Raw genomic sequence first — 14,131 nt, 5'->3', positions numbered from 1 at the left:
GTCTAAGTTATGGCATCATAAGTGCGCTCAATGTTCGGAAAAGAAAAAAGCTGCTCGATGTCAGCTTAAACGCGGATGATGCATTTAGAGGTATTCGATAATATCAAAACCTTCGTCAACTGTGGGTTCTGAGAAATAACTCGTTATGATATCGAACTGTTGATCTGTAGCTGCAAAGTCGTGCGCACCTTCTGCGTTACGGGCGTGTAACCGGGCTCTACAGACTTCATCAGATACGTTCAAATAATGCAGACGATTATCAGCACCTGACTCCTTAATGATACTCATCATCCATTCACGCTGTGTCCGTGTGTTTGCCGGGAAATCTAGAACAACGGATAAACCCGCGTTGAGTAGTGCCACCAGGTGGGGCTTCATAGCGCTTCTGAGCTTTGAGGAACACTGAATATAGTCCGCCACTGATTGCATTCCATTTGCATAGAGCGTAACCAGCCAGTCGTCTTCACTAACAATTACGGAGCCAGGTAAAGCACCTAATTTTGCAGATAATGTGGATTTGCCTGATGCAATTTTTCCGCATAAAAGATGCAGGGTAGGTTTTACTGAAGTTGCCACTGTATCGAAGTCCATTTTTACCTCACAGGTTTGTTCCGGTAAGGCCCACCTTACCGGCGGGAAATGGCGAACGTTATCCCACCTAAGAATTAGAGGTGATGATAATGAATGGGTGAGATTGTACTGAGCCGGTTGCTGTCATTTGCCCAGGCTAACAGGCGATAACATAAAAATCACCTGTTTATTAACTTTTTACATTAAAAAGTCCGCTGTTCGATCATAGCGGACTTTTGTCTGACGTCAGTCCGCTTTGTGCCAGGAGCGGACGTTCACATGCAGGCCAGTACAGCAGCATGTTGAAATTTTCGCGCATCTCCCAGCGCAGGCTGTAAATTAAAAGACCCGCTATACAGCAGGTCTTCCACATTAATACTTTTCATCTGAAGCCATCGGCAAAAGATACTGATTTTCTGCCAGGTTATTTCTGCTGGCAAATCATCGCAGCTTTGCAAGGTAACAGGCAGGAAACAAAAATCCCTGCAATTTGTCCCGCTGCAGCCAGATAAAATGCAATTTGTAAGGCATTTTGGAGACTGTTTGTCGAGTTCACCTGATGCAGACTTACGGTCCCGCTTCCGGATAAAGCCACTAACAGAGCAATACCAATAGCGTTACCAACATTCAGCGTTGTAGAAGCCATACCTGAAGCCACCCCTTGCTCGTCATGCTTTACACCTGAACCCGTAGCTACCCACATTGCCGTCCAGACAATTCCCTGGCCTAGTCCTGAAATGACCAGTCCCGGTAATACGGTTAAATAAGATGCACCTGAATAGACTGATGGAACCAGTGCCAGCGTACCCGCAATTCCAGTTAAAAAACCGGCGAGTAAAACGTTGCGTAACGACAGACTATTTGCAAGTCGGGCTCCGAATTGCGTTCCGACAAAAATTGCCAGCGAAGGAGCTATAAACGCCAGGCCGGTCTGCAAAGCGCTGTATTCCATAACGTTCTGAAACATAACGGTCAGAAAATAAGGCAGCGCACCGAAGGTTCCCATATAAATAAACGTGATCACCATGCCTGTTGTCAGACTTCGATTCCTGAATAATCGTACCGGCATTAATGGGTCGGGACTGCGAGATTCTATGGCGGCAAACGCCAGCAGAAATACCACTGACAGACTCAGTGATAAGAGAATATGCTCTGACAACCAACCCTCTTCAGGCCCCTGAACCAGAGCATAAACCAGCAGAATTGCTCCTGTGGTGACGGTCACAGCGCCCGGTAAATCGAAGCTGCAGCGCTCTTTCTGGACACTGTCCTTAGGTAACACAAAAAAAGCGGCGCATATTGCAATCGCTGCCAATAAAACATTGACGAAAAATACTGACGGCCAGCCATACACACCTGTAAGTATCCCGCCGGCGAGCGATCCCAGTGTAAGACCACTTGCGCCTGCGCCGCCCCAGACTGCCAGTGCCCGGTTGCGTGACGGCCCTTCCTCGAACAGTCTGTTTATAAGCGAAAGCGTGGCAGGAAAAAGTAATGCCGCGCCTATACCCTGTATGGCTCGTGCGATGACAATGACGACAGGACTCCACGCTAATCCTCCGGCCAGTGAGGAGAGCGCGTAGAGCCATAACGCACCGATAAAAACACGACGTTGCCCCAGAAGATCTGCTGCTCGTCCACCGAACAATAAAAATCCCCCACAGCATACCGTATAAGCACTGACCACCCACTGGAGCGTGTGCTCCGAAAAACCCAGTCCCGATCCAATTTCCGGCAGTGCTACAAACACAATATTGATATCAAGGGAGTACATGAGTTGGGCGAAAGCAAGCAGAGCCAGGCTGAGGTGTTGAAAGCGAGGGGCACCTGATTCCCGTAAGGCAGTAACCATAAATAATCTCCATATAAACTAAAGTACGAGTACATACGTACATTTAATGTATGTATGTACTCGTACATTAGTCAACTGATAAAATTTAAAGTATAGTGTTGGCATGTCCACTATCTGCTGAGAAACCCCATGCTTTCTAAACACCCTGATGCGGAACAAATACGTCTTGAAAACGTGCTGACAGCTTTGGGAAATCCATTACGTCTGACGGTGGTTCGGGTGCTGGCGGGCGGCGGTGAACATGCCTGTAGCGCCGTGCTGAGTGGGATTCCTAAATCGACGCTGACTCACCACTGGCGTGTCTTACGGGATAGTGGCGTTATCTGGCAGCGCCCTTTCGGGCGCGAAAATTTACTATCGCTGCGCCGGGAAGATCTTAATGCTCGCTTTCCCGGGCTGCTGGATGCTTTGTTGGGTGCTGTGGAAAACGACGCACTGACGCAGGAATCAACAGTCAGGAATCTGCCGACGCCATCCACAGAACAAAAAGCTCGCGCAGAGGAGAAGTAAAAGGAATGGAGTGCGAAAGTCCGCTTCACGCCCTGAGACATTCGACAAGCTTTTTATGGCTTCAGTAAGGGCGAGTGTCGCGCTTCGAGAGCCAGCAAATACTTCGCCTCATCGTACTGGGTTCTGGTCTTCCAGCAGCGGTAAATGATCCTTATCCATTTGAATGCCAGAGCCCGGATTGCAGACTGGTGAGATTTTCCTTTTTCTCGCAGTCCCTGATAATAAAGTCTGGCCCAGTATGATGAGTTAACCGTTTTGGCAGCCCATTCAACGAAGGTCTGCCTGACGAACTTGGCACACTGCCATCTCCAGTGAACCCAGCATTTCTGGCCACTTCTTTCTGTCACCGGTGCAATACCTGCGTAGCTTTGAATTTCTTCAGCGCTATTAAACCGGTCACGGTTATCACCAAGTGCAGCAAGCATTCTTGGGCCCATACACGGCCCCATGCCTGGAAGTGATTTGAACAGCCCCGCATCTGGCAATGTGTCAAACAGCGCTTCGATTCGTTCGTCATAGGTTTTTATGATTTCACTCACGACTTTAATTTGTGTCGCCAGTGCTGTTGCCATCAAAGCATTAGCCTCTATAACACTCGAGTCTGTCGTCAATGGGATCGCGTTATCAATACTTACAACACGCTGCTCGGTAAGGGCCATTGCGCGACCGCCTTTGGCATTCAGAAAGTTGCGGATCGTCTCGCGCCTGGCTCGTTTAAGTTGTTGCAGACTGGGCCACCGTATAATCAGTTCACACAACAGTAAGCTACCCCGATGTGAGAACCACTCCAGGGGCTGAGGATAATACTGTTTAAGCGTGTTGATTATCCGGTTCACAAAGCGTCGTTTATCTTCAACCAGTTGACGACGTTGCTCAACCAGTTGCTGGAGTAACCGGATATCCGCATTGTCGGGTTCAATAGCTTTTATCTTTTGGGGATAACGCAGCATTAACTCTAATGCCAGCTCGGCATCCTGCGGGTCATCTTTAGCGCCGCTGGGAGAGAAGGCTTGCCGGTAACGAGCCAGTGACAAAGCGTGGACGGGGAAAACGGTGATAAAGGGATATTTTTGAAGAGCATATACCACGGGTCCCTTCTTCAGCTCGAGAGCTATAGCGATCCTGCCTTTTACCTTCTGGTGTAACTCAGTAAGCCAGGCATCAAGCGCTTCTGCTGTATGTTCAATTACATGGAATACGCGTTCACCGTTTTTAAACTGAACACAGACATCATGTTTTTTATCTGCCCAGTCCAGACCAACGTGCGCAGCAAACTGATTAGTCACAGTCATCACCAACTCCTTTTTATCGGGGATTGGTATGCATTCCACGCTCTTCGAAAGAAATATAGCCAGCAGTTTATCTGCATGCCCTGAGTATTCGTTAGCGAACGTGGAGCACCTACTGGTTCGAAAGAAAAGCGGCGATCATCACATGATTCTCGCTCAATATTCGTAACCCGTAAGCGCATACCCTGAATCACTTAAAAGTGTAATTCTCAGGGTCCAAATGACTATATCTCGCTCACAGCGGACCTGACGAATCCTCTACAGGTCTGCTTCGTGACAAAAGAAGGCGTTAAAATTATTATGATGCGCTGTGTTTTGCATAGCTGGTTAATTTGCCTTCAAGTATGTTCATGAGCAAATCGTGTGGGAAGATTGTTTCTTTAGTCTGTCTGAGCTCATCGACTGCCCACCAATAGTGATCGCGAATGACTTTCTTTTCGTTGCAACTCCAGCCTGAGCTATCGATATCTGATTTATCTGTATAAATAACAAAAAAACGCTCTTCAGCAAGAACTGTCTCCCCACTTGGTAGCATCATTGTGAAGGTTCTGGATGCTACCTGCTGTCCTGCTGCGGCTCTTGTCAGACCGGTTTCTTCAAATAATTCGCGTAAAGCAGCCTGCTCATAGGATTCATTATGTTCGAGTCCTCCACCTGGTGTTGCCCAGTATGTCTTTCCACTCAGAGCATCATCTGTATGGCAGAAACGAAAAAGCAGGACGTGATTTTCAGGCGAAAGAACGATCAATCGAGATGATGGACGAGTGCGCACAAAGCCCCCTTTAAGTAAGGTTAAACCCTAATTATTGAATTTATGTAAACATAAGCGGCATTGTTACTCCCCTGATTTAAAAATGATTTTTCTCAGCTTTAACTGCGTTCAACGTCACCTTCTCGCTCGAAGCTGACATTAGCCTGGCGTCAGTCCGTTTTGTGCCAGTAGCGAACTTTGCAAACATCACTGTTTTAATTAGAGGGTACCAGGCCATAATATGTGGTCCTTATTAACTGCGTTCCATCAATTCAAGCGTCTGACCATCAGGGCTTTGTAAATATATTACTCTGGTTCCCTGCATGGGGCCTGACAACACTGTCTGAGGTTTACCCGGCGTCTTCCAGCCGTAGTCCGATACTTTGCCCAAGAGCGTATCAAGATCCTCAACTATAAAAGCAAGATGAGCGTAGCCTGGGATATAGGGCGCTGAAGGTTCTTCTGGCTGCTCAATGTTATTGTATTGTAGTAATTCAATTTGAATATCAGCCAGTTCAAGCAAAGCCATTTGTACATCAGCTCCCCTTGCACCTGTTACCTCATCGATTATAGGTCCAGACATTTTTCCTTCACGTAATAATTTACCTCCAAGAATCTGAGTCCAAAATAATAATGAGTCTTCAATGTTTTTAACTGAAAAACCAACGTGATTAACACTTAAGATCATGCAATTACCTGCTGAGTTTTGAAAGTTCATCATCCAACTATATAGAAGTCCTGCTTTATTTCTACACGATAAACGCGCGACCGTTTTACAAGCCTGCATCTTTTATCGATAAATTGCGAATGTCCGCTCCTCGCTCAAAGCAGACACTGCCTGGGTTACATCAAGCGTCCAGCGCCTCCATAAGGCCTTATTGAACCTATGAGTCATGCAGGCTCAGGCATTTCAGGGGACGTCACGCGCATCCAGATGCCGTTGCATAAAGGTCAGGTCCAGCCAGCGGCCAAATTTGGTGCCGACTTCAGAGACCCGGCCCGCTTCGCGGAAGCCGAGCTTTTTGTGTAGCGCGATGGAAGCACTGTTTTCAGATTCAATTCCGGCCACCATGACGTGCTTGCCCTGTGCGCTGGCCAGTCTGATCAGTTCCTGCATGAGTGCCGTGCCTGCCCCGCTTCCACGCGCGTTTTTATCAACATAAACAGAGTGCTCAACGGTGTGCCGGTAGCCATCCCAGGGACGCCAGTCACCATAAGATGCATACCCCAGCACTCTGTCGGTTTCATCTACCGCCACAATGACAGGAAACCCTGCATCATTCCGGGCACGCATCCACGTAATCCGGTTGAGATAATCCACGGTGTTTTCATTCCAGATAGCGGTCGTGTTCAGTACCGCATCGTTATAAATTTCCGCAATCCTTTCCGCGTCACTGTCTCTGGCAGGACGAATAAGCATGGTAGACACCTCGCAGGTCATTCACTAAAGTAGATGAATTGTACACTATTGTAGCTATCCACCATGACAGACAAAAAGTCCACTAAAGAAGACAAGATCAATGTTCGCATCGGTCAGAAAGTGCGGCAGGAACGAGAAAAGAAGGGATGGTCGCTGACCGAACTGGCAGAGCATTCTGGCGTCTCGCGTGCCATGATCCACAAAATAGAGCGTGGCGAAAGCAGCCCTACAGCAACACTGCTGGCACGGCTTTCAGGTGCGTTCGATATGTCTATGTCACAGCTTATTGCTCTGGCAGAAGTGCGACCCGGTACGCTGGTAAGGTATGAAAATCAGGTGGTCTGGCAGGATCCCGAAAGCCATTACATTCGTCGCCATGTGTCACCGGACCCTATCCCTGTCGACCTGGTCAGCATCGCCCTTCCTGCCAGAACGGCGGTGCCGATGCCGGCTATCTCCTACCGTTCCCGGCGTCAGCTGATCTGGGTGCTCGAAGGCAGGCTGACGTTTGAAGAAGGGCCGACGACTTTCGAGATGCTCACCGGGGATTGTCTGGCGTTGGGCGATCCGGCCGATTGTGTTTTCAGGAATGAGACTGATGAGACGTGCCGGTATGCGGTGGTGGTGCTAAAGCCCGTCTGAAGGGCCCCATTACGCTGATGAGGTGAGACACGTTTTTCATCAGTCCGGATCAGCGATCAATTACTGCACAGTGATGCGTATCGCCTCCCGTCGTGTAACCGGTGATTAGCCAGGCGACGTCAGGATGAATCTGACGGCCGTCCACAACAGATAAATCCCCAGCGTTATCTGCACGCCCCGCAACGCCCAGCGGGCATAGCGCCACGCATGACGTTCGCGGGCGTCAGCCGCAGCGATAACCGGATTCGCGTTAACGACTCTTTTATTCGGTCTGAAATCCAGCCAGATACTGACTACTACGGCTAAGGCGACAATCACTTTATACAGTACATTATGTTCCATCATTCCGTTCCCAGTTGTCTGATAAAAATCGTCCTTAATACTGAACGGGCATCCCCTCTGACGGCGAAATGCAGAGTGAGGGCATTCGCATTTGGCATATCAGCATGGTTCATCCCTCCATACGACTTTTTTGCCACTCATCTGAGCGGAGTGAAAAAAACATGCTCGGCGGTGCGTCATTCACATCATCAATGTCCCGGATATACCTCAGCCCGACGTTGTGCAGGATTTTTTGCGAGGCCAGATGGTTTCTTCTGACCACCGCACTTATCCCGGTCAGCGCGATCGTTTCAAATCCATAGCGGACGGCACGATCGGCAAATTCTGTCGCCAGACCTTTGCCCCATGCCTGCGTTGCAAAGCGATACCCCAGATTGTTAATCGACATATCGGCGACGCGGGCTATCTGCAGCCCTCCGAAACCGATGATGTTGTCAGGATTATCGAGAAGCGCAATGGCCCAGTGGCCAAACCCGTGACGTTCACGATGCTCTGTCCAGCGATGCAGAACCTTTCTCGCATGGAGAATATCCGGATATGGCCCTGCGGGATTGAACAGGTTGGTGGCAGGGTCACCATAAATACTGAACAGGGACGCTGCATCGGATGACACTACCGGCCGAAGGATCAGACGCTCAGTTATAATTTCCACTTTCCCCCCCTGGATGGGTGTTGTCCATACATTCGCTGTTGATATCTGTCCGCTTACTGATTTTATTCCCCTCCGTTGAAGCCTGAGACCGCATCTTCGGGGTAAGTTCAGCGCAAACCGTCATGTTTTTGGGCAACCGCTGACCTGCGGATAATGGCGACAGACCAGGTTGAGCTTATTCTTCGGCTCGAAACCGTTATCCAGCATGCACCGCTGAACCTGTGCGGCTTTACGTAACGTTGGCACGTAAGGTACCGAGCCCAGAGGTTGCGGATAACCACACTGATACATCACCACCAGCGCCTGCTTATCATTTTCAATCTGTTGTGAGAAATGCTGTGAAGTCCCCGCCTTACGCCAGGAAATCAGGGAATATTCGCTCACACCGTAAGCCGGATCAATCGGATTAAACCCGCTGTCTGCGACAAAAGGCAGTGCTTCAAGCTGTTTCTGACTCAGGGGATGTCCCTGCTCCTGGCTGATGCAGGCCGGGGTATCATGAAAAACCCCCACGCTGCAGATTTTGAAACCGTCTTTACGGGTAAAGCCTTTATTTTCCATGCACTGGTAATAGAGCACGGACTCATTATAGGTTTTAGGGATGTCGGGGCCGGGAAGTGGCACGCCACACTGCCCCATCGCGACCCGCACGCCGTCGGTGTCCGTGTCAGGACGCTGCCACTGGACCAGATCTGGTGCGGGGGGACACCCTGTCAGCAGGAACACTGATGCGGTCAGCAGAGGTAACGTTATCAGCGTTGCTTTTCGGCACATGAACATTCCTGTTTTATTATGATTTCAGCGCATCCTCATACTGCCCGGAATGTCCCTTTGCGACAACGGTGTTTCGCTTTGTCCTCACGCAGCAACGTCATTTTTACCGTATCAACGTCGTCTTCACGAACGGATTTTCCCCGTCGATCCGCTGAGAGCGGGTACGTATTTTTTCCGTCCCGACGCCCCTTGCGCCCCTGTCATATTCTGGCGGAGGGCAACAGTCCTGCCTGTGAATACCCCATAATAAGCTCATCGAAGAGGCCAATATCATTCCGGCTGCGCGCCATTAACTGAGCACCGGCAATCGCGGAAAATATCGCCCGCGCCCGCGTCTCACCGTCCCCGGGCTGGCAAATACCGGCGTCCTGAAGCTGCGTATTCAGCCATGCCACATTGATATCGGCGAATTTCTGCACCTCTGTTTTGACTTTATCTGGCAGGTCGTCATATTCAGCCGACATAAAACTCACCATGCACAACCGGTTCTCACTTTCCAGGGAACGGCGAAAAATATGAGGATAGCGAATCAGACTGTTGAGTGCGTCGCCTTCCGTTTCACGTATTGCATGAAGGTCCCGCGCCGTATCCTCCCAGTAGCGTTGTGCCACTGCCGCCCCCAGATCCGCCTTGCTGGCAAAATGATAATAAATGCTTGCCGCTTTAATCCCGACCTCATCGGCCAGAGCACGAATGTTCAGGCCGGTGTAACCATGCGCCTGTGCTTTCAGGCGGGCGGCGTGAAGGATTTCATCACTGGATGTCTTGCTCATTATTTTTCTCCTGAAGAAAGTCATTATTCTAACACCTGTTAGTTAGGTGTTGACAACACAATCTCATACGCCTACTGTTTCACCTACCAACTGTTAGTTAGTTTTTCTTTCAAGAGGCAATCATGAGCAACGCTATTTTTTATTCAGACGCAACCCAACTCGCCAGCATGATCCGCAGCCGTGAAATTTCCCCGGTGGAAGTCATGCAGGCCCACATTGACCGCATTAACGCCACTAACCCGGACGTTAACGCCATCGTGACCCTGGCCGGCGATGCGATGAAGCAGGCCATCGCAGCGGAAGCCGCGGTAATGAGAGGTGATGATCTCGGCCTGTTGCATGGCGTTCCGTTTACGGTCAAGGATTCGATAGACACGGCCGGCGTACTAACGCAGCGTGGCTCGCCGATCTTTAAAGACCGTCGCCCTGATGAGGACGCAACCAGCGTAGCGCGTCTTAAAAAAGCAGGCGCTATCCTGCTGGCGAAGACCAACCTGCCCGAGTTTTCATACTGGATCGAGAGCGATAACCTGCTTTCCGGCCGTTCAAATAACCCCTGGGATTTGACCCGGACGCCCGGTGGCTCCAGCGGAGGTGAATCCGCTGCCATCGCAGCAGGCATGTCTCCGCTGGGTCTGGGCACCGATCTGGCCATTTCCGTGCGCGGCCCGGCGGCACAGACCGGCATCACGTCGATGAAAGCCACACACGGCAGCATTCCGATGACCGGGATCTGGCCGCGTGCACCCCGCCGGTTCTGGCATGTGGGCCCGATGGCCCGCTCCGTGCGTGATATTGCCCTGGCCTTTTCACAGCTGTCCGGCCCTGACGGGCACGACGCCTTTTCCAGCACCGCGCCGGTTTATCCGGATGGGCTGCCCGCGGCGTCCTCACGTCCGCTGCGAATTGGCTGGATGACCGGTCCCGGCTTTGGTCCGGTTGACCCGGAGGTGGTCGCCGTTGTTAAGTCAGCGGCAGATGCCCTGCACGGCATCGGGGTGACAGTGGAGCACGTGGGTATTCCGGCTCTGGAGCAGGATTTTGCGCTGGACGTATTCAACAGGCTGCACGTGATGGAAATGAAACCCGCCTTTGCTGCGGCAACGGCGGGCCGCCACCCTGACGAGTTATACAAAATGGCAAAAACCATGCTGTCACTGCCGGACACCTCAATGTCCGACTATATTGATGCGGAGCAGGCAGCAGAAAGGCTGCGGGATGGTTTTGCGGAATACTTCTCCCGCTTTGATGCGCTGATCACGCACGTCCTTCCCGTGCAGGCCCACAAGCATGGCGTAGCGCATTTTGTCATTGACGGACAGGAGGTGGATGCAACCTATCTGCAGGGGGCGACCGTCCCACTTAACGTCACCGGTTTACCCGGCATAGCCCTCCCCTTCGGCAAAAGTCGTGAGGGGATGCCGATTAACGTTCAGATAGTGGGAAAATGGCATGCGGAAAGAACCATTTTACATATCGCGTCACTGCTTGAGGCCGTCAGCCCGGTAAAAGGATCCCACCCATCGCTCTGAATATAAGTGGCCTCGCCGGGTGAGGTGAGGCCGGGGACACAGGTTCACGCCGGGGTCAGCTGCGGTGTAACGCATTCCCTTTTCACGCCAGGGATGGCGTAATCCCCTTCAGCACCCTGTTTACCTCGTCATGAAGCAACCGCAGGAATTTCCCTGCGGTCATTCTCCGCGCCCCGGATTACCGCTGGGTAAGATAATTTTTTAGAATGTGTCCGGCAGAAAGGAGATGTTCAACGGTAGAATCGCGAGCAGCTGCGGGATCGTTTGCCAGGCAGGTGCTCAAAATACGCTGATGTTCATCCTGAAACATCAGCGTTTCGGACAGTCATCGGCGTTTAGCGAAGCAATCGCTCACGGTGATTTCGCCTGTCGGCTTTTTACTGCAAGCGGAGACCTTAATCCGGACTGACAGGCAGCCCGTCTCTGTAGCGAAAAGAGGTCAGTCAGCGCCAGAAATTGATCCAGACCGGGATCGGGGCACTCCGGCGTGCGGATGCCTGGCACATCCTGCGCACTTTCCCTATCATAGGCGCATTGTCCCCACCAGCCGAGATGCCCGTGCATTCGATGTTTGAGATGTTGCTCGCCGTGTTTGACCGCGCAGCGCTGATGTTAATCTGCCTGTTCTTTATCACCCGAACCCGTCACTTCCGCCAGTTACTGCAAAAAGATGAGCATTCGCGTCAGGAGCTGATTGCGGTCACCGCGATTTTCTCACTGTTTGCCCTGTTCAGTACCTGGACCGGGATCAACGTGGAGGGCTCGCTGGTGAACGTGCGAACCATCGCGATTATGTCTGGCGGCATCCTCTTTGGTCCCTGGGTGGGGATTGCCACTGGCGTGATTGCCGGGCTGCACCGCTTCCTGATTGATATGGATGGCGTCACTTCGGTGCCCTGCCTGATCACCAGTATTGTTGCCGGGGTGGTCTCCGGCTGGATCAACCTCAGGGTGGTCAAAGAGAAGCGCTGGAGTATCGGTATCATTGGCGGCATGGCCTGTGAGTCACTGACCATGCTGCTGATTGTGGCCTGGGCCTCCCCTACCTCACTGGGGCTGGACATCGTGTCGGAAATTGCCCTCCCGATGATCCTGGGGGCCGTCAGCATCGGCCTGATTGTGCTGCTGGTGCAGAGCGTGGAAGGTGAAAAAGAAGCCATCGCCGCCCGTCAGGCCAAGCTGGCGCTGGATATTGCCAATAAAACGCTGCCGCTGTTCCGCCAGGTGAACAGCCATTCCCTGCGCCAGGTATGCCATATCATTCGTGAAGACATTAATGCCGATGCGGTGGCGATGACCAACAATAAGCAGATCCTCGCTTATGTCGGCGTGGGAGAAGAAAACTATCGCAACGGCGACGACGGTATCAGCCCGACCACCACGGCAGCCATCACCGAGGGTAAAATCATTATTAAAAACAATGATGAAGCCCATCGCACCCCGGAAATCCACTCGATGATCGTCATCCCTCTGTGGGAAAAAGGTGAGGTCACGGGTACGCTGAAAATTTACTACCGCCATGCCCACCGTATCACCTGGTCGCTGAAGGAGATGGCCGTCGGGCTGTCGCAGATTATCTCCACGCAGCTGGAAGTATCGCGTGCCGAGCAGCTGCGTGAAATGGCCAATAAGGCCGAACTTCGGGCGCTGCAGAGCAAAATTAATCCTCACTTTCTGTTTAACGCCCTGAATGCCATCTCTTCATCCATCCGGATTAATCCGGACACCGCGCGCCAGCTGATCACCAACCTGTCACGCTATCTGCGCTATAACCTTGAGCTGAATGATGACGAGATTATCGATATCAAAAAAGAGCTCTACCAAATCAAGGACTATATCGCCATCGAACAGGCGCGCTTCGGCGATAAACTGACGGTGATCTATGACATTGAAGAGGATGTCAGCTGCTCGCTACCCAGTCTGTTGATCCAGCCGCTGGTTGAAAACGCCATTGTGCACGGCATTCATCCCTGCCGGGGCAAGGGCGTGGTAACGCTGAGTATTCATGACCTTGGCGACCGCATTCGTATCGCCGTCCGTGATACCGGCAACGGGATCAGTGAGGACGTGGTGGCCAGGGTGGAAAATAACGAGATGCCGGGCAATAAGATCGGCCTGCTGAATGTGCATCACCGGGTGAAACTGCTGTACGGTGAAGGGCTGCATATTCATCGCCTTAACCCGGGTACGGAAATTGCGTTTTACATCAGTAAAAACGGTGTGGGTCTGCCGGAAAAACCGAGTATTTCATTAGCCTGAACCGGGAGACAGCGTGAAAGCGATCATTGTAGAAGACGAGTTCCTCGCCCAGCAGGAGTTAAGCTGGCTAATCCGTGAACACAGCCAGATCGCCATTGAAGCGACTTTTGATGACGGTCTGGACGTGCTGAAGTATCTGCAAACCCATCAGGTTGATGTGATCTTTCTTGATATCAATATTCCGTCGCTGGACGGGATGCTGCTGGCGCAGAATATCAGTAAGTTCGCCAATAAGCCGCTCATCGTCTTTATCACCGCCTATAAAGAACATGCGGTAGAAGCCTTTGAGCTGGAGGCCTTTGACTACATCCTGAAGCCCTGGTCTGAAATGCGCATCATCACCCTGCTGCGCAAGCTGGAAAACCACAGCCAGAGCCACTCTCCGCTGAATCAGACAGCGTTACGCCCGGCCCCGCATACCATTAACCTGGTGAAGGATGAGCGCATTATCGTCACCGATATCAATGATATCTATTACGCGGAAGCCCACGAGAAGCTGACTTTTGTCTATACGCGGCGGGAAGAGTATGTGATGTCGATGAATATCAGTGAATTTTGCAGCCGGCTGCCGGATGAGTATTTCTTTCGCTGCCACCGCTCTTACTGTGTCAATCTCAGCAAGATCCGCGAGATCGAGCCCTGGTTTAACAATACCTACATCCTCAAGCTACGCGATCTTGAGTTTCAGGTGCCGGTCAGCCGCAGTAAGGTGAAGGAATTTCGCCAGCTGATGCGGCTGTAACCGCTGCATCAGCTGACGTCAAA

Annotated in this window: 15 protein-coding genes; 5 read left to right on the top strand and 10 right to left on the bottom strand. The window is 51.5% G+C overall.

Features of this window, described 5'->3' with window-relative positions; translation table 11 throughout:
- Positions 1-84: 84 nt before the first annotated feature.
- Together K6L24_RS06090 and K6L24_RS06085 are read right to left on the bottom strand one after the other, a co-directional pair.
- Positions 85-591, bottom strand: a complete 507-nt coding sequence (locus K6L24_RS06090) for a P-loop nucleotide/nucleoside kinase family protein (RefSeq protein ID WP_222682050.1) — start codon at positions 589-591, stop codon at positions 85-87.
- Between the two features lie 403 nt (positions 592-994).
- Complete coding sequence (locus tag K6L24_RS06085) at positions 995-2,422, bottom strand: MFS transporter (protein WP_222682049.1); 1,428 nt, start codon at positions 2,420-2,422, stop codon at positions 995-997.
- A 129-nt stretch (positions 2,423-2,551) separates the two neighbouring features.
- Between K6L24_RS06085 and K6L24_RS06080 the strand changes: the two genes are divergently transcribed.
- Entirely contained in the window at positions 2,552-2,932 is a 381-nt protein-coding gene (locus K6L24_RS06080; protein WP_062749582.1) for an ArsR/SmtB family transcription factor, read from the top strand.
- A 53-nt stretch (positions 2,933-2,985) separates the two neighbouring features.
- Here K6L24_RS06080 and K6L24_RS06075 read toward each other — a convergent pair whose 3' ends face one another.
- The 4 genes from K6L24_RS06075 to K6L24_RS06060 all read right to left on the bottom strand — a co-directional run bounded on the left by K6L24_RS06075 (position 2,986) and on the right by K6L24_RS06060 (position 6,392).
- Positions 2,986-4,224: an IS110 family RNA-guided transposase gene (locus K6L24_RS06075; protein WP_222682048.1), complete on the bottom strand. Its 1,239-nt coding sequence runs from the start codon at positions 4,222-4,224 to the stop codon at positions 2,986-2,988.
- 295 nt (positions 4,225-4,519) lie between these two features.
- Positions 4,520-4,993, bottom strand: a complete 474-nt coding sequence (locus K6L24_RS06070) for an NUDIX hydrolase (protein WP_191927794.1) — start codon at positions 4,991-4,993, stop codon at positions 4,520-4,522.
- Positions 4,994-5,225: 232 nt separating this feature from the next.
- A complete protein-coding gene (locus K6L24_RS06065) occupies positions 5,226-5,660 on the bottom strand; it encodes a VOC family protein (RefSeq protein WP_062749412.1) in 435 nt (144 codons plus the stop codon).
- 222 nt (positions 5,661-5,882) lie between these two features.
- Complete coding sequence (locus K6L24_RS06060; protein WP_222682047.1) at positions 5,883-6,392, bottom strand: GNAT family N-acetyltransferase; 510 nt, start codon at positions 6,390-6,392, stop codon at positions 5,883-5,885.
- 63 nt (positions 6,393-6,455) lie between these two features.
- On the opposite strand from K6L24_RS06060, the gene K6L24_RS06055 reads away from it, so the two are divergent.
- Positions 6,456-7,034, top strand: coding sequence for an XRE family transcriptional regulator (locus K6L24_RS06055; protein WP_062749408.1), 579 nt, complete (start codon positions 6,456-6,458; stop codon positions 7,032-7,034).
- A gap of 105 nt (positions 7,035-7,139) precedes the next feature.
- On the opposite strand, the gene K6L24_RS06050 is transcribed toward K6L24_RS06055, so the two are convergent.
- From K6L24_RS06050 to K6L24_RS06035, 4 genes are all read right to left on the bottom strand, one after another.
- Entirely contained in the window at positions 7,140-7,379 is a 240-nt protein-coding gene (locus tag K6L24_RS06050) for a hypothetical protein (protein ID WP_062749406.1), read from the bottom strand.
- 106 nt (positions 7,380-7,485) lie between these two features.
- Positions 7,486-8,028 (bottom strand): GNAT family N-acetyltransferase, encoded by a 543-nt coding sequence (locus K6L24_RS06045; RefSeq protein ID WP_222682046.1) that lies wholly within the window; start codon positions 8,026-8,028, stop codon positions 7,486-7,488.
- Between the two features lie 120 nt (positions 8,029-8,148).
- A complete protein-coding gene (locus K6L24_RS06040; RefSeq protein WP_062749402.1) occupies positions 8,149-8,802 on the bottom strand; it encodes a hypothetical protein in 654 nt (217 codons plus the stop codon).
- A gap of 200 nt (positions 8,803-9,002) precedes the next feature.
- On the bottom strand, positions 9,003-9,575 hold the full coding sequence (locus tag K6L24_RS06035; protein ID WP_137269964.1) for a TetR/AcrR family transcriptional regulator: 573 nt from the start codon (positions 9,573-9,575) through the stop codon (positions 9,003-9,005).
- Between the two features lie 122 nt (positions 9,576-9,697).
- Here K6L24_RS06035 and K6L24_RS06030 point away from each other — a divergent pair, with 122 nt between their 5' ends.
- The 3 genes from K6L24_RS06030 (at position 9,698) to K6L24_RS06020 (ending at position 14,108) form a co-directional block, all read left to right on the top strand.
- Positions 9,698-11,107: an amidase gene (locus K6L24_RS06030; RefSeq protein ID WP_222682045.1), complete on the top strand. Its 1,410-nt coding sequence runs from the start codon at positions 9,698-9,700 to the stop codon at positions 11,105-11,107.
- A gap of 576 nt (positions 11,108-11,683) precedes the next feature.
- On the top strand, positions 11,684-13,366 hold the full coding sequence (locus tag K6L24_RS06025) for a sensor histidine kinase (protein WP_062749416.1): 1,683 nt from the start codon (positions 11,684-11,686) through the stop codon (positions 13,364-13,366).
- A gap of 13 nt (positions 13,367-13,379) precedes the next feature.
- Positions 13,380-14,108 (top strand): LytR/AlgR family response regulator transcription factor, encoded by a 729-nt coding sequence (locus K6L24_RS06020; protein ID WP_118663553.1) that lies wholly within the window; start codon positions 13,380-13,382, stop codon positions 14,106-14,108.
- Positions 14,109-14,131: the final 23 nt, after the last annotated feature.

It is taken from the genome of Erwinia persicina, assembly GCF_019844095.1.
GTDB lineage: Bacteria > Pseudomonadota > Gammaproteobacteria > Enterobacterales > Enterobacteriaceae > Erwinia > Erwinia persicina.
Note: the sequence above shows the minus strand (reverse complement) of the source record. Positions and strands in the feature narration are given on the sequence as shown.

Coding starts and splice junctions, on each gene's coding strand:
- K6L24_RS06090 (WP_222682050.1), bottom strand. CDS start 591: ATGGACTTCGATACAGTGGCAACTTCAGTAAAACCTACCCTGCATCTT.
- K6L24_RS06085 (WP_222682049.1), bottom strand. CDS start 2,422: ATGGTTACTGCCTTACGGGAATCAGGTGCCCCTCGCTTTCAACACCTC.
- K6L24_RS06080 (WP_062749582.1), top strand. CDS start 2,552: ATGCTTTCTAAACACCCTGATGCGGAACAAATACGTCTTGAAAACGTG.
- K6L24_RS06075 (WP_222682048.1), bottom strand. CDS start 4,224: ATGACTGTGACTAATCAGTTTGCTGCGCACGTTGGTCTGGACTGGGCA.
- K6L24_RS06065 (WP_062749412.1), bottom strand. CDS start 5,660: ATGATCTTAAGTGTTAATCACGTTGGTTTTTCAGTTAAAAACATTGAA.
- K6L24_RS06060 (WP_222682047.1), bottom strand. CDS start 6,392: ATGCTTATTCGTCCTGCCAGAGACAGTGACGCGGAAAGGATTGCGGAA.
- K6L24_RS06055 (WP_062749408.1), top strand. CDS start 6,456: ATGACAGACAAAAAGTCCACTAAAGAAGACAAGATCAATGTTCGCATC.
- K6L24_RS06050 (WP_062749406.1), bottom strand. CDS start 7,379: ATGATGGAACATAATGTACTGTATAAAGTGATTGTCGCCTTAGCCGTA.
- K6L24_RS06040 (WP_062749402.1), bottom strand. CDS start 8,802: ATGTGCCGAAAAGCAACGCTGATAACGTTACCTCTGCTGACCGCATCA.
- K6L24_RS06035 (WP_137269964.1), bottom strand. CDS start 9,575: ATGAGCAAGACATCCAGTGATGAAATCCTTCACGCCGCCCGCCTGAAA.
- K6L24_RS06030 (WP_222682045.1), top strand. CDS start 9,698: ATGAGCAACGCTATTTTTTATTCAGACGCAACCCAACTCGCCAGCATG.
- K6L24_RS06025 (WP_062749416.1), top strand. CDS start 11,684: ATGTTGCTCGCCGTGTTTGACCGCGCAGCGCTGATGTTAATCTGCCTG.